Here is a 20,289-nt window from a genome sequence, read left to right as displayed (position 1 = left end):
GACAAAGCCAATCATCGATTCGCTTTCTTTTGCGTCCTTGCTTGCTCTTCTTTGCGTCCTTTGCGTCCAACGCTTTTTGAGAGTGCGAGATGCAAGGCAAACCCCTACCGGTAGCCCTCAAGGTCATCGGCGATGACGACGGCGGCATGTATGCCGCGCACGAGAAGGTCTACCCACGCGAGGTCGGCGGGCGTTTTCAGCGCCTGCGTACAGCGGCCGTGTTCTGGCTGCTCGGGATGTACTACGTCTTTCCGTGGATCAACTGGGATGGGCGCCAGATGGTCCTGTTCGACCTGCCCGCGCGCAAATTCTACATCCTGGGCCTGGTGTTCTGGCCGCAGGACTTCTTCTATCTCGCCGCGTTGCTGATTGTCGCGGCGCTCAGCCTGTTCTTCTTCACTGCGCTCGCTGGTCGCTTGTGGTGCGGATTCGCTTGCCCGCAAACGGTGTGGACCGAGGTCTTCCTGTGGATGGAGCGCTGGGTCGAGGGCGACCGCAACGCCCAGATGCGCCTCGACAAAGGGCCGTGGACCGCCCGCAAGATCCGGCTGAAGGCGACCAAGCAGTTCCTGTGGGTGACTTTCGCGCTGTGGACCGGCTTCACTTTCGTCGGCTTCTTCACCCCGATCCGCGAGCTCGGCGGCCAGTTGCTGAGTTTCAGCCTCGGCGGCTGGGAATGGTTCTGGTTCCTGTTCTACAGCCTGGCCACCTACGGCAACGCCGGACTGCTGCGCGAGCAGGTATGCAAGTACATGTGCCCCTATGCGCGCTTCCAGAGCGCAATGATCGACAAGGACACCCTGATCATCACCTACGACGAAGCCCGCGGTGAGCCGCGCGGCGCGCGCAAGCGGGCGGTGAAGTCGGTGGCGGAGCGGCGGGCGTCCGAGGGGCGGGACCTGGGAGCCGGGACCCAGGACCCGGTCGACGCACAGGATGCAGGAGAGGCGCGAGGTGTGGGGCCGCTGGCCTCGCTCATGAAGATCGCAGGTGATGCCCGGGAAGCCGTGGCAGATGCGCCTCCGGGTTCCGGGTCCCGGGTCCCGGGTCCCGGCGCTGCTTCCGTCGCGCAGCCCCCTGCCAGCGCCCTCGGCGATTGCATCGACTGCAAGGCCTGCGTGCTGGTCTGTCCGACCGGCATCGACATCCGCGATGGCTTGCAGTACGAATGCATCGGTTGTGCCGCGTGCATCGACGCCTGCGACGAGGTCATGGACAAGGTGGGATACCCGCGCGGTCTGGTGCGCTACAGCACCGACCACGCGATGCACGGCAAGCCGACCAAGGTCATCCGCAAGCGCACGGTGTTCTACGCCTTCGTGCTGCTGGGGATCATTTCCGCGCTGGCCTATTCGCTGGCCACGCGCATTCCGCTGATCGTGGACGTGATCCGCGACCGCGGCGAGCTGTACCGCGAGAGCGCGCAGGGGATGATCGAGAACAGCTACCAGCTCAAGGTCATGAACAAATCCGAGCAACCGCGCAGCTTCCGTGTGACGCTGGTGGAGCCGGAGGGGGTGCGCATCGTGGGTGTCACCGAGCTCGACGTGAACGCCGGGACCATCCGCAACCTCCCGCTGACGCTGGAAGCGGAACCGGGAGCATTCAAGGGCATGGTGCCGGTCCGGCTGCATGTCGTGGCCGTGGACGATCCGAAGGTGGAACGCTACGAGGACAGCCGGTTCTTTGCGCCTTGATAATTGTTGACCGTGTTGGAGCGGGCTTCGGTGAGCCGGTTTCCGGTCGATCGGCGCGTCCTGGGGCAAGGACGCCGCGCATCCGCGCGGCGGACCTCCACCTCACCAAACAGGACCCGTCCAATGAACCTGCTCACCCGCACCCTCTGCATCGCCCTTTCCTTCGCGGCCGCCACCGCCGCGATGGCGAATGACCGGCCCGAAGTGGTCTGCAAGCCGGAAGTCGTGGATGCCGCGACGGGTCGCCAGGCGTTGGTCTGCCGATACCGCGTGACCGATGGAACCGGCAAGGAGATCATGATCGAGGATGCCAGCCTCCAGGGTGACGTGGGTTCCATCGGCGTAGCGCTCTGACGCCAGGCCCGAAGCCCTCAGGCCCTTCCGTCGCGCGGCTTGAGGTCACGCAGGGCCTGCACCACCTGGCGGGTCCAGAAATCCTTGTCGCCGGCGCTGGTTTCCTCCAGCAGGTCCAGGCTGAAGCGGTTGGTCTCCTCGATCTGGCGCCCGTTGGTCGTGCGGTAGTGCGCCGTGATTGCAAACTGGGTCGGCTGATCGACCGCGCGCTCGAACACATGCGACAGCACGCGGCCGTCCTGCAGCGCATAGGTCAGGGTGAAGCCGGGCGGGATCGAGAACCCGCCCTTGGCGAACAGCGGCAGCTGCGACATCAGTTTGAGCACATCGTCGCGGCCCCATAGCCACACCGGCCGGTCCACGGATAGCCGCACGTCCTCCGCCGGGCTGCGTCCGGCATTGGTGATCTCGAGCGCCCAACTGCTGCTGCCGGTGGGCATCAGCGTGATGCGCAGGTAGGCGCGCGCCTGGCGTTCGGCTTCTTCGCGCAGCGCCTCGGCTTGCGCGTGCAGCGCGCGCTCGCTCTTTTCCTGGGCTTCGGCCTGGCGGCGCATTTCCTCGCGCGTCTGCGCCAGTTCCATCCGCTGCAGCCGCAGTTCCTGACGCTGGATCCAGATCGTTGACAGCAAGCCAAGGAAGGCCAGCCCGGCGAACAACGCTTCGAGTGCGCTGTACGCTGCTTCCACTGCGTCTGCCGAGATATCGCTGACCCACTGCGGGAACACAAATACCCAGCCAAGGGTCAGGATGACCAATCCAAGTGCTGCGAGGATGACGTAAGGAGCCGGGGATCGAGTGTTCATGGTTCGGTGCATGCGCGGTTTGGTGCCGCCCATGCAGCCGGCGTGCCACTCGGAAACGACTATTGGATCAATGCGTTGCGTGTCGCAGCTTTGTGCCGTGTCCGAATTCGGACAGGTGCGCGGACGGTCGCCGCGCAGGCAGGATGGGATTAGCATCGAGTGTGTCAGGCACCGACCACGCCTCCGTGACCCGATCCTCGCGCCATACCGTCGACATCGAACGCCTGCGGGGAAGCTCACGCTCCGTCGTATCCGATCAAGTGGCGGTCGAAGACCCGCTGGAGATCCGGATTGCGCATGGCGACCTCGGACCTGCGCCACGCAGTGTGTCGGTAACCATGCGCACGCCCGGGCACGATGACGAACTGGCGCTGGGATACCTGTTTGCGGAAGGGGTTATCGACAGCGCCGCCCAGGTGGAGGCGGTGCGTGCCTGCGCCGGCAACCTGCGTGCCCTCCGGGTGGAACTGGTGGGCGCGCCGCCGCGCCTGGAGCGACTGCAGCGTGCCGGGGCCCTGAGTTCCAGTTGCGGCGCCTGCGGCAAGACCTCTCTGGAAGCGGCCATCGGGCCGCCACCGGCGCGCGTGGCGGGCGAGGGGCCGGTCGCCACATCGATCCTGTGCGGCCTGCCGGCGCGGCTGCGCGCGGCCCAGGCGGACTTCGCCGCAACCGGCGGATTGCACGGCGTGGCCTTGTTCGACCTCGACGGCACTTTGCTGGCGCTGCGCGAGGACGTCGGCCGCCACAACGCGCTCGACAAGCTGGTCGGGCACGCGCTGATGCATGGCGCGCTGCCATGGAGCGACCGGATCGTGCTGCTGTCCGGCCGCGCGAGTTTCGAATTGCTGCAGAAGTCGGCGCGCGCAGGCGCGTCCATCGTCGCCGCGATCGGCGCGCCGTCCAGCCTGGCCATCGAGACGGCGCAGGCGGCCGGCATCACGCTGGTCGGCTTCCTGCATCCGCTCGGTTTCAACGTCTATACCGGCACGGCGCGCGTCGCCTGACGCCCTGGGGTGTCGACGTGCTGCGGATGGCCGTCAGGCAGATGGGCTTCCGGGCGCGTGCCGCGCACTCACGTATGCTCCCGCGAAGTCACGATCAGTCACCGGAGCCCGGATGGAGCCTGTTGCGAAGGACACGCCCGTCGCGGGCGCAGTTGCGGTCCCGGGCCGTGTGCGCTTCGATCAGTTGCGTGAGCGCACGGACGAACTGGAACTGCTGATTTCGGGCCTGGCGATGGTTGCCCTGTACAGCGCGCCCGGGTGGCTGATCGAGCGCTATGAGTCGCTGTATCCGCTGCTGCCGTTGTGGATGCTGAGCGCGACGGCGATGGCGCTGCCGATGACCGTGCTGGCCTGTTATGTGATGGCCGGATTGTTCGCATTGCACCTGGGATTGCGTGCGTGCTGGGTCGGACTGATCGGACTCAAGGCGGCATTCCCGGACGGCATCCGCTGGACACGTGCGGTTGGCGTCGGTCCCTTGAGCCGCGAGCGCCTGCAATCGGGTCTGCCGGGGCCGGATGCGAGCATCGAGCGAGCGGACCGCCGCGCGTCGGCCTTGTTCGCCGTGATCACGCTGAGCGGGCTGGTGCTGTTCTGGCTGGGCCTGCTCGCCACCGCCGTCTTCATGGCGGGAGCCTGGGTGGGCAACCGCAGTGGCGACACCAACGGCGCCATCAACATCGCCGTCGGATGGATGGTGAACATCCTGTTGGGCGGCGTGATCGGATCGTGGCTGCTGGACGCGGTGCTGGCGAGCCGCTTCCCCGTGCTGCAACGCCAGAGATGGTTCCGCTGGCTGGCACGCGGTTTTGCACTGGTGGTGACGCTGTTTTTCCCGCCGCGGCTGACCGGCGTGCTGCGGCTGACGCTGCAAACCAATACCCGGCCCTGGCTGTTCCTGGTGCTGTTCGTCAGCAGTATTGTCATCTTGCCGCTGCTCGCGCTGCGCCAGTTCCAGGCGAGCTTCGGGTTCGATCGTTTCGGCACGCATGCGCTGCTGCATGCGCGCGACACCGCTGATGGACACCGCAGCGTTCACTACGAATCCGAGCGGGTGGAGCGCGATCGCGCGCGCGTCGTCCCGATGATTCCCTCGGCGGTCGTGGAGAGTGCCTGGCTGCCGCTGTTCCTGCCTTACCTGCCGATTCGCGATGACCCGGTGGTGCTTCAGCGCTGTCCGTCGCGCGAGCGCGACGAGGGCGGCTTTCTCCGCGTGACCGGGGTCGACGATGCCACGGTGAGTGCGCGTGCGCGGTCGACGGCGGAGTGCCTCTCGCAACTGTGGGAGGTGCGCCTCAATGGCAGCGTTGTTGCCCTGGTCGCTCCGGCTCCGGCCGAGCGCGCGGACCTGGGGTTCCGCGGCCTGTCCGGGTATGTCGACCTGCGTAATCAGGCGCCAGGCCCACAGCGCCTGGAAGTGATCTACCGGCCGCAGCCGGAGCGCGAGCAGCATCCGGTCGATGAGGCTATCTCGGGCCGGGTGCGGTATTCGATCCCATTCCTGTGGAGTCCCGAGTGGGCGGGTGCGCCACCTTGAACCTCAGTGGTCAGGTTACCGGCTGCGCGAAATCCGCAGCACGTGACCGTCCGGGTGGCGCACGTGCATCTCGCGTACGCCCCAAGGCATGTCGGTAGGCGGCCAGGTGACCTCCAGGCCCTGCTCCAGGCAGCGTTGGTGAATGGTGTCGACATCGTCCACCCAGACGCTCATCCACACACCGCGATCCTGGCGATCGTCCATCGCGCCGGCGAAGGTCGAGGTGTTCTGGCCCTTGCCGCGGCCGCCCTGACCGTCCAGGCACAGGAAGATCTCGCACTCGCCCGAGCCCACCGAGCCGAAACTCGCCGGGCTGCCCCAGTCCCAGCACTTGCCCCAGCCGAGCTTCGCGAACCACTCGAAGGATTCGGCGAGGTTGGAGACATTGAGGATCGGGGTGATGGCCTTGGCGTGCATGGTTTACTCCGGGGGTGTTGCGTCGATTCTCCCACCGGACGCGATCCATGCTGATGAAATAAAAAGACATTTATCCGCAAAGAACGCAAAGGACGCAAAGGAGAGCCAATTTCATTGCCGGATGCGGGGCATGGGGATTCTGCGCAACCGACGACGCTTTTGCCTTCTTTGCGTCCTTTGCGTCCTTTGCGGACAAAAAACCAGGCACCGGTAAGCAACAGTTCGATGAACAGGCACACCGGCAAGGGCGGCCGGGACTGCCTCAATGGAAGTCGCGCGAGCGGCTGTCCAGCCCGGACAGCAGCGCGTCCAGGTTTTCCAGCCGATGTGCCAGCAGATGCACCACGCCCTCGGCCTTCTGCAACTCGCCGACAACCCCGAGCATCTTCGATTCGAGCAGCACGCGGCGCTGGCGCTCGGCGAGGTCGCGCCAGACGATCAGGTTGAGCCAGCCGGTCTCGTCCTCCAGGGTCACGAAGGTCACGCCCGAGGCGGTGCCGGGCCGCTGGCGCAGCGTGACCAGCCCGGCCACCCGCGCCGGTGTGCCGTGCGCCAGCGCCTGCGCCTCCGCCACCGTGCGCAGCCGGCGTGCGCGCAACTGCGGGCGCAGCAGCTTCAGCGGATGCGCGTCCAGCGTCAGCCCGGTGGTGGCGTAGTCGGCCAGCACGTTCTCGGCGGCAGAGGGCGGGCGCAGGGTCACGGCGTCGTCGGCGATGCGCGCGCCGTCGAACAGATCCGGCATCCGCTCCACCCCGGTCACCGCCCATTGCGCGCGGTGGCGATGCCCCGCCAGCCCGCGCAGCGCGCCCGCGGCGCCCAGGCGCTCCAGCGTCGCCCTGTCGAGCTGCGCGCGGTCGGCCAGGTCCTGCACATCGCGGAACGGTGCCCGCCCGCGCGCCACCACCAGCCGCAGCGCCGCCTCCTGGTTCAGGCCGCGGATCTCGCGCAGGCCGAGGCGGAGGGAGGCAGGAAAAGTGAAAAGTGAAAAGTGAAAAGGGGAGGGCGTAGTCGCGGCGATCGCGCGGGCTTTCGCCGTTGCATGGCTCCGCGACGGTCGATCGGCGTGCTCGCCCGCCAAAGCCCGAAGCGCTCTTCCCTTTTCACTTTTCACTTTTCCCTTTTCCCGCTCCTCCAGCCCCGCCTCCCACTCACTGAACCGCACATCCACCGGACGCACGTCCACGCCGTGGCGGCGGGCGTCCTGGATGATCTGGCTGACCGAGTAGAAGCCAAGCGGCTGGGCGTTGAGCAGGGCGGCGGCGAAGGCCGCCGGGTAGTGGCACTTGAGCCAGGCCGAGGCATAGACCAGCAGGGCAAAGCTGGCGGCGTGCGATTCCGGGAAGCCGTAGGAGCCGAAGCCCTTGATCTGCTCGAACACCTGCTCGGCGAAGCCGGCCTGGTAGCCGCGTTCGGTCATGCCCTCGATGATCCGCTGGCGGTAGTGCTCCATGCCGCCGCGGCGCTTCCACGCGGCCATCGAGCGGCGCAACTGGTCGGCCTCGCCCGGCGTGAACCCGGCGGCGACGATCGCCAGTTGCATCACCTGTTCCTGGAAGATCGGCACGCCGAGGGTGCGCTCGAACACCCGGCGCAGGTCTTCGGAGGGATATTCGACCGGCTCCAGCCCCTGCCGCCGGCGCAGGTACGGGTGCACCATCTTGCCCTGGATCGGCCCCGGCCGGACGATCGCCACCTCGATGACCAGGTCATAGAAACAGCGCGGCTTGAGCCGCGGCAGCATCGCCATCTGCGCCCGCGACTCGACCTGGAACACGCCCACTGTGTCGCCGGCCTGGAGCAGGGCGTAGGTGGCGGGGTCTTCGGGGGGGATGGAGGCGAGGGTGAGGGGAGCAGGGCCTGGAGGGCACGAGGGCACGAGGGCACGAGGGCACGCGGGAGCGGCCGATACCGACTCGTCCGGCTTTTGACCCTCCGCCTTTCTCGTGCCCTCCTGCCCTCGTGCCCTCGTGCCCTCCTTCCCGGTGCCTTCGCGCTCTCCAGCGCCCGCCCGCACCACCCACCCATTCACCAGCTCCAGACACCGCCGAATGCAACTGAGCATCCCCAGCGCCAGGCAGTCGACCTTGAGCAGTCCCAGGGTGTCGAGGTCGTCCTTGTCCCACTGGATGATGGTGCGCTCGGGCATCGCCGCGTTTTCCACCGGCACGAGTTCGCGCAATGGCCGTTCGGAGATCACGAATCCGCCAACGTGCTGGGAGAGATGTCTCGGAAAACCAAGGAGTTGTGAAACCAACTTCAACAATTTCCTGATCTGCGGACTGGCCGGGTCGAAGCCGCGTTCGACCAGCCGCTCGCCGATCGCGGAAAAGCCGTCCCACCAGGCCAGCGAGGTGGCGATCTGATCCACCTGGTCGAGCGCCAGGCCGAGCGCCTTGCCGACGTCGCGGATCGCGCTCTTGGCGCGGTAGCAGGCCACGGTGGCGGTCAGCGCAGCGCGCTCGCGGCCGTACTTGGCGTAGATGTACTGGATCACCTCCTCGCGGCGTTCGTGCTCGAAATCGACGTCGATGTCGGGCGGCTCGTTGCGCTCGCGCGAGATGAAGCGTTCGAACAGCAGGTTGCCGCGCGCCGGATCGACCTCGGTGATCCCGAGTGCGTAGCAGACCGCCGAGTTGGCCGCCGATCCGCGGCCCTGGCACAGGATCTTCTGTTCACGCGCGAAGCGCACGATGTCGTGCACGGTGAGGAAATAGGACTCGTACTTCAGCTCCGCGATCAGTGCCAGTTCGTGCTCGATCTGTGCGCGTACTGCCGGCAGCTCGCCGCGTGGCCAGCGCTCGCGCACACCCGTTTCGGTCAACTGGCGCAGGTGGACGGTGGCGGTCTCGCCGTCCGGGACCACCTCGTGCGGGTACTGGTACTGGAGGTCGTTGAGCGAGAAATTGCACAGGGCGGCGATGTGCAGGGTCTCGTCGAGCAGTTCCGGCGGGTAGATGCGGCCCAGCGCGGCCAGCGGGCGCAGGTGGCGCTCGGCATTCGGGTGCAGGCGGTAACCAGCCTCGCGCACCGTGGTGTGGTGGCGCACCGCGGCCAGCACGTCGTGCAGCGCGCGGCGTCCGCGCGCGTGCATCTGCACATCCCCGGCTGCCACCAGCGGCAGCCCGCCGGCCAACGACAGCGCGCGCAGGGAATCCAGCCGCGGGCCATCGTCCGGATGCCCGTGCAACTCGACCGCGATCCACGCGCGGCCCGGGAAGTGGTTGCGCAGCCAGGCGGCGTCGGCGAGGAGCGGGGGAGGGCACGAAGGCACGAGGGCACGAGGGCACGTTGGAAGCGCTTGCTCGCCAGGTCGAGTTCCAGCGGTGAAGTCCATGCCTGCCGGGAGCAGGCCTTGCGTGCCCTCGTGCCCTCGTGCCCTCGTGCCCTCGATATCCCGCTCCACTACCCACAACGCCACCACCCCGTCCACCACCGGCGGAAAATCCGCCCGTTCCAGCCGGTACTCGCCCTTCTCGGCGGCGCGCCGCGCGTGGGTGATCAACTGGCAGATCGCGGTGTAGCCCGTGTGGTCGGTGGCCAGCAGCACCAGTTTCAGGCCGCAGGCCAGGCGCAGTTCGCTGCCGACGATCAGCTGGATCCCGGCTTCATTGGCGGCCTCGTGCGCGCGCACGATCCCGGCCATCGAGCACTCGTCGGTGATCGCCAGCGCCCGGTAGCCGTGCAGGCGCGCGCGCGCGAACAGCTCCTGCGCGGTCGATGCGCCGCGCTGGAAGCTGAAGTTGGACAGGCAATGGAGTTCGGCGTAGGCCATGGCTGGTCGCCATGGTAGCGCTAACTGTATGGATGTACAGGTGTGTGAGGCGAAACAGCGGGAGATGCAGGAGCGGGGCAGGGGGCAGGGGAAGACCTCGGGCCAACTGGTGACTCGCGTCTCGGCTCAAGGTGCCTGCTGCGTAGGCCGGAGTGCCGCGCATCAGCTCTCCGGCGGCTCTGCGGGTGAAGCGCTGCGCGCTACACCAGCCTACGACGACTCGCGTCCGCGCCCTTCGGCCCGGCGGGCATGCTCACTCCGCGCAGGGCGTCGCCTGGAAAGTGGTGACGCCGTTCACCGTGCACTTGTAGACGCTCTGGCGCTTGGGCTTGGTCGGTGCCGGGCAGGAGGCATTGATCAGGCACAGCAGCGTGACCCGGATGGCGTAACGGTACCGGCTGCCATCGGCGGCGATTTCCAGCAGTTCCGGGCGCTCCATGTGCGGCGATGCATCCAGGCTTCGCAGGTAGCTGCTCAGCAGTTGGTTGCTGGCGGCGCGGCCGCTGAACTCCACTTGCGATTGGTCCGCCTTGACCTCGCTGATGCTGACGCCGGAGGGCAGCAGCGATTCGAGGAGGCCGCGGGCGGTGTCCTGATCGCTCGCGGCGGCGGCGGACATCAGGAACAACGGGATCATCAACAGTGCGCGCATGTTCGATTCCCGCCCTTGCCAGTCACCAGCCGCAGCGCTGGCCTTCGTTCTGCTTTTCCAGCCAGGTTGCCAGCGGCTGGAAGTACTCGATCAGCGCATTCGCGTCCATCCGCTCGCTGCCGGTGAACTCCTGCATGGTCTGCTGCCAGGGTTGGCTGGCGCCGCGGCCGAGCATGCGCCAGAACTTCTCGCCGGCAGCCTTGCTGTCGTAGATCGAGCACGCATGCAGCGGGCCGTCGAAGCCGGCGCTGCGGCAAAGCTCGCGGTGCAACTGGAATTGCAGGATATGGGCGAGGAAGTAGCGGGTGTACGGCGTGTTCGCGGGCACGTGGTACTTCGCAGCTGCGTCGAAATCGCTCTCGTCGCGCGCCAATGGCGGCTTGACACCCTGGTAGCGCTGCTTCAGTTCCCACCAGGCCGCGTTGTAGTGCTCGGGCTTGATCGAGCCATCGAACACGCCCCAGCGCCACTGGTCGATCAGCTTGCCGAAGGGCAGGAAGGCGACCTTGTCCAGCGCCAGCTTGAGCTGCGCATTGATCAAGGCCTCGTCCGACTGCTTTGGTGCGTCGATCAGGCCGATCCGCGCGAGGTAGCTGGGGGTCAGCGAGAGCAGCACCGCATCACCGATCGCCTCGTGAAAGCCGTCATGCGCGCCAGTCTGGAACAGCGGCGGCAGCGGGTGGTAGGCGAGGTAGTAATAGACGTGGCCGAGTTCGTGGTAGATCGTGCGCAGGCTGTCCTCGTCCGGCTCGATGCACATCTTGATGCGCACATCGCCACGCATGTCCACGTCCCAGGCGCTGGCGTGGCACTGCACTTCGCGGTCGGCCGGCTTGGTCAGCATCGACTTCTGCCAGAAGCTCTGCGGCAGCGCCGGCATCCCGAGCGAGGTGTAGAAGCCTTCCGCCTGACGCGTCAGCTTCGTCGCGTCGTAGTTGCCGCGTTTGAGGCCGCCGGTCACGTCCAGGCTGGCGACGCCGGGGTAGGGCTCCACCAGCGGGTAGATCTGGGACCAGTCCTGTTGCCACATGTTGCCGAGCACATGGCCCGGGATCGGCCCGGTCTTCGGTACCTCGGTCTCGCCGTAGTGCTGGTTCAGGCGGGTACGCACATAGCACTGCAGCTGGGTGTAGAGCGGCTGCACCTGGCTCCACAGGCGCTCGGTCCCGAGGGAGAAATCCTCGGCGGACATGTCGTAGCCCGCGCGCCACATGTCGCCGGTGTCCTTGAAGCCGTACTCGCGCGCGCCGGCGTTCATCAGCTCGGCGAAACGCTGGAACTCCGCGCGCTGGCTGGCGGCGGTGTCGTGCCAATCGATCCAGGCCTGGCGCAGCGCGGCCGGATCGCGGCTCTCTGCCAGCACGCGGGACAGTTCGATCAGGTCGCGGCAGGTTTCGGGCTTGGCCGGATCGCCGCAGGCCTTCGCGGAGCCGTAGTGCGCTTCCAGTTTCGTGCTGATCTGCGTCAGCTCCGCTTGTTCGGCGGCGCGCGCGGGTGGCAGTACGGTCTGGCCACCCAGCATCAGGTCGATCGCGCGGCGGGTATCCGCATCCAGCTTGGCATCGGTGTAGCGACGAGCCTCGGCGAGCACCCCGGCCTGGTAGGCCAGGTCGCGTTCCTGATTCTTCGCGGCCAGCAGTTGCGAGTCGTCGTTGATGTAGGTCGCCGCGACCCAGCCGGCCGCGCTCGATTCGCGCTGGCGCTCGTACGCCTCCGCGTTGACCCGCGCGACCAGCGCCCGTGCGCCGTCGGCCACGGCCTTGGTATCGGCATCGGCAGGCGCGGCCGAGGTGGAGGGCGCGCATCCCGGGAGTGCTGCGAGCCAGCCCGGCAGGGCGAGGAACAGCGCGGCGCGGCGCAGGCGCGCAGTCGACGGGATCATGCGGGCCTCCCCGGGATTACTCGAAGCCGTTGGCGTACATCGACTGCCAGTTACCGAGCGGCGTGAACAGCGGACCGACCGATTTGCAGATCATCGAGTTGACGCCAGTGAGGTCGCGCACCGCAGCGCGGTAGTACAGCACGACATCCCTGCCGGCTCCGCCGCCACCGATATCCGCGCCGTTGGCGAGGTTGGCGCTCAGCATCCCGCAGTCGCCAAGATTGTTGCTGTTGCCGCGATCGGTGTACTCGTTGGCGACATACTCTGTGCCGATCACATCGACCAGGTGGAAATTGCGTCCCGACTGGTTGGTGGGCGTGTCGTAGTCGCCACGTCCGGGCGTCAGGCGGTAGCCGCGGCCGGTAACGCTGTTGCGCACTTCCCAGGTGCGCTCCACGCCGCCCGGGCCGCCATTGGCGGATCGCAGCGAGGTGAACTCGGTTGATTGCGGGACGTCGTTGATCGACAGCAGGTTGTCCGCGGAGCCGTCGATGTCGAAATCGAAACGCCAGTAGTTGTGGTGCCAGTGGGTGGTGCCGTTGCCGGTGCCATCGCGATTGCCGAAGCCGAACTGGGCGTCGAAGGCGCCGTTGGCGTAGAAGTAGAAGCGCGAGGTGTACAGGTACCAGTCGGCGGAGTACTGCGTGGTCAGCATCACATAGGTGCCGCGGTCCTCGATGGCGACGCCATTGAAGCAGTCGCCCGAAGTGCGGCCCGCCACCTGGAACGGACACAGGCCGTAGGACTGCGTCGGGTGCGCCGAGCGGTCACAGCTGGTGGTTGGCTGGAACACGCTGGAGACGCCCAACTGGTTGCGCACCTGCGGTTCGGCGAGGAAGTTCGAGTTGGTGTCCTTCCAGTCGCGGCAGCAGGTGCTGCTGGTGTATTCGGCGAACAGCATCGGCGCGTGCGCGCGCTTGAGCACCGGGAAGCCGTTGTATTGCACGTTGCGCAGTTCCATGCCCGATCCGCGCGGACCAGCACTCTGGCTGGGCGGCAACCAGCACATCTGCCAGACAGGATTGCTGGCGGGCCAGCTCAACAGGTTCTCGCCAGGGCCGCAAGTGACGGCGGCTTCGGTGCCAGAGACCGGCAGCAATGCCAGCGCAAGCAGGGACAGCGAAAGACTGCGAACGTGGTTCAAGGCGTGCTCCCCTTGTGGGCTTTGAGTTGAGTGGCATCGTAGGGTTCGACATCCCCGGCAGCGAAATGCGGATGCACCACCGTACCGGTCTGCAGATCGACGATCGCGTGAACCAGTTTGCGCCAGCCATCGCCAGCGGACGCCACGACGTGTACGCAGCGCGAGCCGTATCCGCAGGCTGCGTCGTCCGCTTCGCGGTAGCTGAAGCCACCATAGACATGGTCGGCGTTGGCGATCTGTGGACCGATTTCCGGATGCGCGCGTGCCAGGTCGAAGGCGTATTCCTTCTCGGCGTCCGTCAGGTTCAGCGTGAGCTCCGGCTGGTCGCTCTGCGACACCAGCGCACCATCCGGTGCAGTGATGCGCTCGATGGCGATGCCTCGGTTGTAGTCCCAGGCGTATTCGACGTGGACTCGCACGTCCTGGCCATCGATCTTGAACTCGTCGTTGTAGCTGCGGACCAGGACGATCCCGCTGGCGCGGGGATCGCGTTCGACGTGTCCCGCAGAGGTCTGGAGGGTCTGGCAGCCGGCCAGCGCGAGCAGCGTTGCTGCACCGAGCGAGAAAGGGATCGGTCTCATTGCGGATTTTCCTGGGTGGTGGCGCTGTCACTGACCATGTCGAAAGGCGGCGAGCGGCCGTATTCCTGCCACAAGTCGTACATGTAGGCGGCACGCGTCTGGTTGCCCGGGCCCACCGTGCTGCTGCGATTGCACATCTGGTTCTCGCTCTGGAAGCTGTTGTTGACCGCTTCGTCGCGCAGGAACTCGATGTACTCGCGGCTGGCGACCTGGAAGCGCAGGGTCGCCGACACCGTCAGCGGCAGTGGCGTGCCCGGCGGTACCGGCACGCTGTAGGTGGTGTCGTCCCAATGCTGCAGCACGCCAGGAGAGACTTCCGGATAGGTGTAGCCGACCGGCCGCAGCTCGAGGTCGGCACCGCCACGGAAGCCCTGCGGCGGGATGCGGTTGTCCTTGGCCACGCAGTTGTTCAGCACGAAGTGGAACAGCTTGCGGCCGTTGCCGTCGTCGACATCGCAGGTGTTCTGGCCGTTGCGGTTCCACTGGCCCTGCAGCACTTCATAGACCTTCGCCTGCGCATCCTGGGTCAGGGCGCCGGTGGTGGGGTTGTAGGCGCCGCTCTCGAACACGGTGGCGCCGTTGCCATCGGTCACCTTGAAGTTCAGCCACATGCGGCGGCCTTCGGAATAGCCGGTGGGCAGCTTGTGGCCGGACAGGTTGGTGACGCGCACGCGCGCCGTCAACGTGTTGCCGGGGCCGGCGAAGCTCTGGATCGTGGTGTCGATGGTCGCGCTGCGTTGCGACAGCATCTCCTCGGTCCATGCGATCGTGCGGTTGAAGGCCTCGCTGCGCCCGAGCCCGTATTCATCGCGCAGGATCGCCGGGATCCAGGTGTTGCCGCCGACGAACTCGTGCACCGACAGGTCGCCGGTGCGCGAGCCCTGGGCCTCGAACACGCAAGCGCGCGCGCTGGGGCTCATGCTGTTGCGCATGTGGCAGTCCTGGCAGGTGCGGGTCTGGCTGACCACGTTCGGCAATGTCGGCGTGCGCCCGTCGAAGCCGTCGGCGAACACAGGATCGCCGAAGGCGCTTGCCTTCCATTCGCTGTAGGTGCGTTCGATCGGGAACGGAATGCCGCTGTCCGTGCCATCCGCCAGGATCAGCGTCTTCAGCGGGCCCGCGCTGGAGTCGGGCGTGCTGACGTCGTGGCAGGCACCGCAGAACTCGGATGAGCCGAGGTAGCTGGAATGCTCCCAGCCATGCGGCGGGGCGCTGACTCCACTGCCCGGGGTGTAGTCGTACGGCCCCTTGCGGCAAGGGCCGAAGAAGCTGCCGCCGTCGGGCGTGTTGCACTGCAGGGAATCGTCGATCCACAGGTTGCTGTTGCCGATCATCGACGGCTGGCCCTGCGGTCCGGTGTCGTCGGCACGATGGCAGAAATGGCAGGTCACGCCAGCGAAGTCGTTGGTTTCGCTGTCCGGATCGGTCAGCGAGCCGGTGAGCTTGCACCCGTTGGTGCCATCGATGGTCGGGGTGGCCGGGATGCCGGTCTTGTGTACCCGGCCGCCGAGCCAGCCAGTCGGCGTGTGGCAGCGCAGGCAGAAATCACCGGCACCCGGCACATCGTGATTGGCGACATCCAGCGCGGCCCAGAACAGCGGATCGCGGGTGGCATTCGCCATCATCGACCCGGACCAGGTGGCGTGCGGCATGTGTTGTCCGTCGACGGCTTCGAATGCACCGTGGCAGCCGGAGCAGGCGTCGGGCTCGTCGAGCTGGACATTCAATCGCGGCTGCGTGCCGTTGGGCGTGAAGTCGATCGGGCCGGGGCCCAGGACGCCCGTGCCAGCGAGCGTGGCGGAGGCGGCGGAGAGCAACAGCAACAGGCTTGCGAGGCGGTATCGATGGCGCAGGATCATGGACTTTTGCATATCGGGCGGCGACAGGCGCCGAGGGCGCCGGCCGCCGAGTATCGATCCACCCGATGCCCGCCGGCCAGCCGCAAGTTGTGAAAGCGCTGGCGCGCCCTCAGCGCGACAGGACCCCGGTTTCGAAACCGTCGTCGAACAGGCCGAAGGTATTCGGCACCATCAGGTCGATCGTATAGCTTGCAGGTCCACCGGCTGCCGGCATGCCGAGGGTCACCGAACGCGTGAACGCTGGATCCGGGGCAATCGTGGTTACCAGCGAGAAGCGGAACAGCGTGCCCCAGTTCAGCTCGTTGCCGGCCGGCGCGGTCCAGGTCGCCGCGCCCGCGCTGACCGCCCCGGTCCAGTCGTTGCCGGAGGTGATGTCGATATCGGCGAAATGACCCGTGTCCAGATGCACTCCGGCATCCCCGCCGCGCGGAATGCTGAAGCTGACGACGCCCTTGTTGCTGATGACCTGCAGGTTGGCGCCAGCATTGGCGGGCGGGCTGGTATTCAGCACGGCGCGCGCCAGGTCGAAGTTGTGCACGGCGTAGTCGTAACGGTAGCAGGTGCCGCTGAGACCGGAGCCCGCCGGGCATGCGTCCAGCGTCTTCACCTTGACCGCCACCTTGATGTTGCCTTCGCCGGTCTTGAGCAGCACGTTCTGGGTCGGACTGGTGGTCGGATTGACCCAGGAATCAATGACCGGGCCCAGAGTGAAAGCGCCCTGGGTGGCGATCGACCAGGCACTGCCCGAATGGCTCAGCGTCGCAGTTCGATGCCCCATCGTGTTGAAGATGTTGACGTCATCCTGGATCACATACCAGGAATCCGTGAAGAAGGTGGATCCGGCCAGTGCAAGCTGCGACTCGCGCGAAATCATGCGGTTCTGGTACTGGCTGGAGCCCACCCCGTTTTCATTGCCATCGCAATTGGTGTCGAAGATCGAGAAGCAGCGACCCCAGCGGCCGGTGGCCGGCACGATCTCGTTGCGCGGACCGAGGTCGTTCGTGGCGTCGTTGTTGCCGGTGCCGTAGGTGTCCGAGCAATTGGGGCTCAGGATGTGGTTGCCGAAAACGTTTCCGCAGCCGACGTTGGTGGTCAGGAAGGCATGCTTCACGCCGGAGGCGCCGATTTGCTGCAGTTGCCCGTCATTGACGCGGTACAGGTTCCAGATCAGGTAGGGATGCTGGTCGTTGTTGGTGTAGGGGTAGTTGTACGGGCTGACCGAGAACTTCTCGTACCACGGTACGTCGGCCGTATTCGCGGTGTTGGTGTTGCGCAGCGTGGAGCTGGGCACGAACACCACTTCGCCGTCGTCTCCCGTCGGGCCGTCGCAACCGTTGGTGCCACCGCTGGTGCGGCAACGCGCAAACTGCATCGTGTAGCTGGTCAACAGCACATCCGCCTGGTAGCCATTGCTGCCGTGGAAGTTCGGGCCGCCAGCGATTGCCTTGGGATCGGCGGGCTTGAAACCGGCCGGGCGCTGCACGATCGGGCTCAGCATCTTCAGTTCACCGATGTAGGCGCCGGCCAGGCTGGGCGCGCCCACGCGATCGGCGAAAGCGGCGGTGGCGTTGATGTCGGCGCTGCGGATGTAGTAGGACTGATGGTCGTCGACCAGCTTGTACATCAGGTGGTTGACGTAAAACCAGGGTTCGCCGTCGGTGCCGACCAGCAGCAGGTTCAGCGGGTTGTTCGGGTCCGTGCGCAGCTCGAATCGGCTGAAGTCGAGTTCGAGGCCCGCCATGGTGCGGACCTTGAAACCGTCGCGCCCCATGACCTTGCCGCCGGTAAACTGCTGGAAATTACCCTTCGGCGCAGCGAAGCGCAGGCCACCGCCCTGCAGCAGCGGGAACTCGATCTCGACGTTGAAGTTCGGGTTGTCCGCCTTCATGCCGACGCCCGGGATCACCTCGACGCCCTGCGCCGACAGGCGATCCACATTGAAGCGCAAGTTCACGCTGCCGCCCTGCATCACCCATTCATCCGCCTTGGCGACCTTGGGCAGTTCGTCGACTGGCTGCTCTGGCGTCGCGGCGAACGCGGCGCAGGGCGCGAGGGCGAAGAGGAGGGCGCAGACCAGCGCGTGCTTGTGCATGAATGATGACTCCCGGTGCGTTTTGCGGGCTGGCGAGCGTGCCAGCCCACGGAACCTATCTTCGGGAGTTTAACCCGACTGTGGGCTTCGCGAGGTCGTCAGGGTTGTGACCGGGTGCGAACTTCTCCGTTCGACGATGTCCCGCCGACGGGGTTGAGGTCCGTACGTGTCCACCCCGGGGCGAGCGCGCGGCGTGGCTTTGCTGATTGCGCACCCGCGGCATCGATCGCGCACAGAGTCCGCCGACGGGCGCAGCGGCGCGCGCGCTCTGCTGCAAACAACCCACATCGAGTCAGCCGCCGCCCAGCAACTTCGCAACCACCCCCGCGTACGTCCGCTCCAGCGGTGCAAGGTCTGCCACATTCACCCACTCGTCGACCTTGTGGATGCTGTCGTTGAGCGGGCCGAGTTCGACCACTTCGGCGCCGGTGGGGGAAATGAAGCGGCCGTCCGAGGTGCCACCGCCGGTGTCCTGCACCGGGTCGATGCCGAGGTGCTCGCGGCAGCTCGCCACCACCGCGTCGATCAGTGCGGTGCGCTCGGTCAGGAACGGGGTGCTGGCGACGCGCGTGCGCAGCTCGAACTCGATGTCGTGGCGGCGCAGGATCTCCTCGACCCGCGCGCGCAGGCTGGCCTCGGTGGAGGCGGTGCCGTAGCGGAAGTTGAAGTTCACCGTGAGGTCACCCGGGATCACGTTGTTGGCGCCGGTGCCGGCCTTGACCTCGTAGATCTGGAACGAGGTCGGCGGGAAGCGCGCGTTGCCCTCGTCGAAGCGGGTGGTCACCAGTTCCGCCAGCGCCGGGGCGAACTGGTGAATCGGGTTGCGCGCCTGGTCCGGGTAGGCGACGTGGCCCTGGATGCCCTTGACCGTGAGGTAGCCGTGCATCGAGCCGCGCCGGCCGATGCGGATGCGGTCGCCCTGGCGCTGCGCCGACGACGGCTCGCCAATCAGCGCGTAATCGAGGCGGATGCCGCGCTCGGCGAGCCACGGCATGACGGCCTGGATGCCGTCCTTCGCCGGGCCTTCCTCGTCGCTGGTGTAAAGGATAGCCAGCGTCCCGGGATGATCCGGATGCGCGGCGACGAAGCGCTCTGCGGCCAGGGTCATCGCGGCGATGGCCGATTTCATGTCGGCCGCGCCGCGCCCGTAAAGACGCCCGTCGCGTTCGGTCGGCTCGAAGGGCGGGCTCGACCAGCGTTCCAGCGGCCCGGTCGGCACCACATCGGTGTGCCCCACCAACGCCAGCACCGGCGCGCCGCTGCCATGGGTGGCCCACAGGTTGTCGGTCTCGCCGAAGCGTAGCGCGTGGATCTCGAACCCGGCCGCGCGCAGACGCTCGGCAATCAGCGCCTGGCAGCCGGCGTCGTCGGGCGTGACCGAGGGTAGCGCCACCAGGGCGCGGGTGAGGGAGAGGACGTCGTTGGGCATGGGGATTCCGGGCGCGTCGCGTGAAAAGTCAAACGTCAAACGTAAAACGTCAATGGGACCGCGGAGGGATGCATCCGATCGCCCATTGACGTTTCACTTTTCACGTTTCACTTTTCCCACGCCTCATTCCCGCAGCAACTCGTTCAGGCTGGTCTTGGCGCGGGTCTTCTCGTCCACGCGCTTGACGATGATTGCTGCGTACAGGCTGTGGCTGCCGTCGGCGGCGGGCAGGGAGCCGGCGACGACCACGGAGCCTGCCGGCACGCGGCCGTAGCTGATCTCGCGGGTGGCGCGGTCGTAGATCCGGGTGCTCTGGCCGAGGAAGACGCCCATGCCGATCACGCTGCCGCGCTCGACGATCACGCCTTCGACCACTTCCGAGCGCGCGCCGATGAAGCAGTCGTCTTCGATGATGGTCGGTCCGGCCTGCAAGGGTTCGAGCACGCCGCCGATCCCGGCGCCGCCGGAGAGGTGCACATTGCGCCCGATCTGTGCGCAGGAACCGACCGTGGCCCAGGTGTCGACCATCGTGCCTTCGCCGACGTGGGCGCCGATGTTGACGAAGCTCGGCATGACCACGACATTGCGCCCGAGGTGCGCGCCACGCCGCACCACCGCGCCCGGCACGATCCGCGCACCGACCGCGGCGAACGCGGCCTCGTCGCTGCCGGCGTAGCGCAGCGGCACCTTGTCGTAGAAATTCGACGGTTCGCCCGGCATCACCGCAGTCGGGTGGATGCGGAAATACAGCAGCACCGCCTTCTTCACCCACTGGTTGACCTGCCAGCCATCCGCGCCGGGCTCGGCCACCCGCAGAGTGCCGGCTTCCAGGCCGGCCATCACCGACTCGATGGCTTGCGCAACTTCGGCCGGGACCCGGCCGGGGCCAAAATCGTTGCGGTTTTCAAAGGATTGTTCGATCAGGGTCTGCATGTGCTCATGGCTCGCGCGATGTCCGGTTGCATCCGGGTGGGGATTCCTGCCAAGGCGCGGCTACCGCGCTGATCAGGCCGGGTGAAGCGGGAACGCAAAGTACGCAAAGTGGGCAAAGGACGCAAAGGAAAGC

General features: G+C 66.7%; 15 protein-coding genes and 2 pseudogenes. 4 read left to right on the top strand and 13 right to left on the bottom strand.

What is annotated here, in order from left to right:
- The first annotated feature begins 89 nt into the window (after positions 1-89).
- Together IPK27_21295 and IPK27_21290 are read left to right on the top strand one after the other, a co-directional pair.
- The gene (locus IPK27_21295; GenBank protein MBK8070052.1) at positions 90-1,697 is read left to right on the top strand and encodes a 4Fe-4S binding protein; all 1,608 of its coding nucleotides are present in this window, start codon (positions 90-92) and stop codon (positions 1,695-1,697) included.
- A 123-nt stretch (positions 1,698-1,820) separates the two neighbouring features.
- Complete coding sequence (locus IPK27_21290) at positions 1,821-2,051, top strand: hypothetical protein (GenBank protein ID MBK8070051.1); 231 nt, start codon at positions 1,821-1,823, stop codon at positions 2,049-2,051.
- Positions 2,052-2,068: 17 nt separating this feature from the next.
- Here the strand turns inward: IPK27_21290 and IPK27_21285 are convergent, their stop codons facing one another.
- A complete protein-coding gene (locus IPK27_21285; GenBank protein MBK8070050.1) occupies positions 2,069-2,854 on the bottom strand; it encodes a DUF4200 domain-containing protein in 786 nt (261 codons plus the stop codon).
- A gap of 143 nt (positions 2,855-2,997) precedes the next feature.
- Here IPK27_21285 and fdhD point away from each other — a divergent pair, with 143 nt between their 5' ends.
- Positions 2,998-3,858: a formate dehydrogenase accessory sulfurtransferase FdhD gene (gene fdhD, locus IPK27_21280; GenBank protein MBK8070049.1), complete on the top strand. Its 861-nt coding sequence runs from the start codon at positions 2,998-3,000 to the stop codon at positions 3,856-3,858.
- Positions 3,859-3,970: 112 nt separating this feature from the next.
- Positions 3,971-5,395 carry a hypothetical protein gene (locus tag IPK27_21275; protein ID MBK8070048.1) on the top strand — a complete coding sequence of 475 codons (1,425 nt, stop codon included), beginning with the start codon at positions 3,971-3,973 and terminating at the stop codon, positions 5,393-5,395.
- A gap of 15 nt (positions 5,396-5,410) precedes the next feature.
- Here IPK27_21275 and IPK27_21270 read toward each other — a convergent pair whose 3' ends face one another.
- The 12 genes and pseudogenes from IPK27_21270 to dapD form a co-directional block, all read right to left on the bottom strand.
- Positions 5,411-5,812: a bleomycin resistance family protein gene (locus IPK27_21270; GenBank protein ID MBK8070047.1), complete on the bottom strand. Its 402-nt coding sequence runs from the start codon at positions 5,810-5,812 to the stop codon at positions 5,411-5,413.
- Between the two features lie 262 nt (positions 5,813-6,074).
- The gene (locus tag IPK27_21265; GenBank protein MBK8070046.1) at positions 6,075-6,554 is read right to left on the bottom strand and encodes a hypothetical protein; all 480 of its coding nucleotides are present in this window, start codon (positions 6,552-6,554) and stop codon (positions 6,075-6,077) included.
- Positions 6,555-6,941: 387 nt separating this feature from the next.
- Positions 6,942-9,146, bottom strand: a pseudogene (dnaE, locus tag IPK27_21260) (DNA polymerase III subunit alpha).
- Positions 9,147-9,254: 108 nt separating this feature from the next.
- A pseudogene (locus tag IPK27_21255) lies at positions 9,255-9,584 on the bottom strand (PHP domain-containing protein).
- A gap of 253 nt (positions 9,585-9,837) precedes the next feature.
- Positions 9,838-10,236 (bottom strand): PilN domain-containing protein, encoded by a 399-nt coding sequence (locus IPK27_21250; GenBank protein MBK8070045.1) that lies wholly within the window; start codon positions 10,234-10,236, stop codon positions 9,838-9,840.
- A 22-nt stretch (positions 10,237-10,258) separates the two neighbouring features.
- Positions 10,259-12,118 (bottom strand): M2 family metallopeptidase, encoded by a 1,860-nt coding sequence (locus tag IPK27_21245; protein ID MBK8070044.1) that lies wholly within the window; start codon positions 12,116-12,118, stop codon positions 10,259-10,261.
- 16 nt (positions 12,119-12,134) lie between these two features.
- Positions 12,135-13,262, bottom strand: coding sequence for a hypothetical protein (locus IPK27_21240; protein ID MBK8070043.1), 1,128 nt, complete (start codon positions 13,260-13,262; stop codon positions 12,135-12,137).
- Positions 13,259-13,843 carry a hypothetical protein gene (locus IPK27_21235; GenBank protein ID MBK8070042.1) on the bottom strand — a complete coding sequence of 195 codons (585 nt, stop codon included), beginning with the start codon at positions 13,841-13,843 and terminating at the stop codon, positions 13,259-13,261. The genes IPK27_21240 and IPK27_21235 overlap by 4 nt, the downstream gene beginning before the upstream one ends.
- Positions 13,840-15,714, bottom strand: a complete 1,875-nt coding sequence (locus tag IPK27_21230) for a hypothetical protein (protein MBK8070041.1) — start codon at positions 15,712-15,714, stop codon at positions 13,840-13,842. The genes IPK27_21235 and IPK27_21230 overlap by 4 nt, the downstream gene beginning before the upstream one ends.
- A gap of 97 nt (positions 15,715-15,811) precedes the next feature.
- Entirely contained in the window at positions 15,812-17,794 is a 1,983-nt protein-coding gene (locus tag IPK27_21225; protein ID MBK8070040.1) for a hypothetical protein, read from the bottom strand.
- Between the two features lie 292 nt (positions 17,795-18,086).
- The gene (gene dapE / locus IPK27_21220; GenBank protein MBK8070039.1) at positions 18,087-19,223 is read right to left on the bottom strand and encodes a succinyl-diaminopimelate desuccinylase; all 1,137 of its coding nucleotides are present in this window, start codon (positions 19,221-19,223) and stop codon (positions 18,087-18,089) included.
- Between the two features lie 123 nt (positions 19,224-19,346).
- A complete protein-coding gene (gene dapD, locus IPK27_21215; GenBank protein MBK8070038.1) occupies positions 19,347-20,156 on the bottom strand; it encodes a 2,3,4,5-tetrahydropyridine-2,6-dicarboxylate N-succinyltransferase in 810 nt (269 codons plus the stop codon).
- Between the last annotated feature and the right edge of the window lie 133 nt (positions 20,157-20,289).

This window comes from Rhodanobacteraceae bacterium (genome assembly GCA_016713135.1).
Taxonomy (GTDB): Bacteria; Pseudomonadota; Gammaproteobacteria; order Xanthomonadales; family SZUA-5; genus JADKFD01.
The sequence above is the reverse complement of the archived record's forward strand: the minus strand, read 5'-3'. Positions and strand labels throughout refer to the sequence as shown.

Coding starts and splice junctions, on each gene's coding strand:
- dapD (MBK8070038.1), bottom strand. CDS start 20,156: ATGCAGACCCTGATCGAACAATCCTTTGAAAACCGCAACGATTTTGGC.
- IPK27_21270 (MBK8070047.1), bottom strand. CDS start 5,812: ATGCACGCCAAGGCCATCACCCCGATCCTCAATGTCTCCAACCTCGCC.
- IPK27_21285 (MBK8070050.1), bottom strand. CDS start 2,854: ATGAACACTCGATCCCCGGCTCCTTACGTCATCCTCGCAGCACTTGGA.
- IPK27_21250 (MBK8070045.1), bottom strand. CDS start 10,236: ATGCGCGCACTGTTGATGATCCCGTTGTTCCTGATGTCCGCCGCCGCC.
- IPK27_21230 (MBK8070041.1), bottom strand. CDS start 15,714: ATGCAAAAGTCCATGATCCTGCGCCATCGATACCGCCTCGCAAGCCTG.
- fdhD (MBK8070049.1), top strand. CDS start 2,998: ATGGGATTAGCATCGAGTGTGTCAGGCACCGACCACGCCTCCGTGACC.
- IPK27_21225 (MBK8070040.1), bottom strand. CDS start 17,794: ATGCACAAGCACGCGCTGGTCTGCGCCCTCCTCTTCGCCCTCGCGCCC.
- IPK27_21295 (MBK8070052.1), top strand. CDS start 90: ATGCAAGGCAAACCCCTACCGGTAGCCCTCAAGGTCATCGGCGATGAC.
- dapE (MBK8070039.1), bottom strand. CDS start 19,223: ATGCCCAACGACGTCCTCTCCCTCACCCGCGCCCTGGTGGCGCTACCC.
- IPK27_21275 (MBK8070048.1), top strand. CDS start 3,971: ATGGAGCCTGTTGCGAAGGACACGCCCGTCGCGGGCGCAGTTGCGGTC.
- IPK27_21290 (MBK8070051.1), top strand. CDS start 1,821: ATGAACCTGCTCACCCGCACCCTCTGCATCGCCCTTTCCTTCGCGGCC.
- IPK27_21235 (MBK8070042.1), bottom strand. CDS start 13,843: ATGAGACCGATCCCTTTCTCGCTCGGTGCAGCAACGCTGCTCGCGCTG.
- IPK27_21265 (MBK8070046.1), bottom strand. CDS start 6,554: ATGCCGGATCTGTTCGACGGCGCGCGCATCGCCGACGACGCCGTGACC.
- IPK27_21245 (MBK8070044.1), bottom strand. CDS start 12,118: ATGATCCCGTCGACTGCGCGCCTGCGCCGCGCCGCGCTGTTCCTCGCC.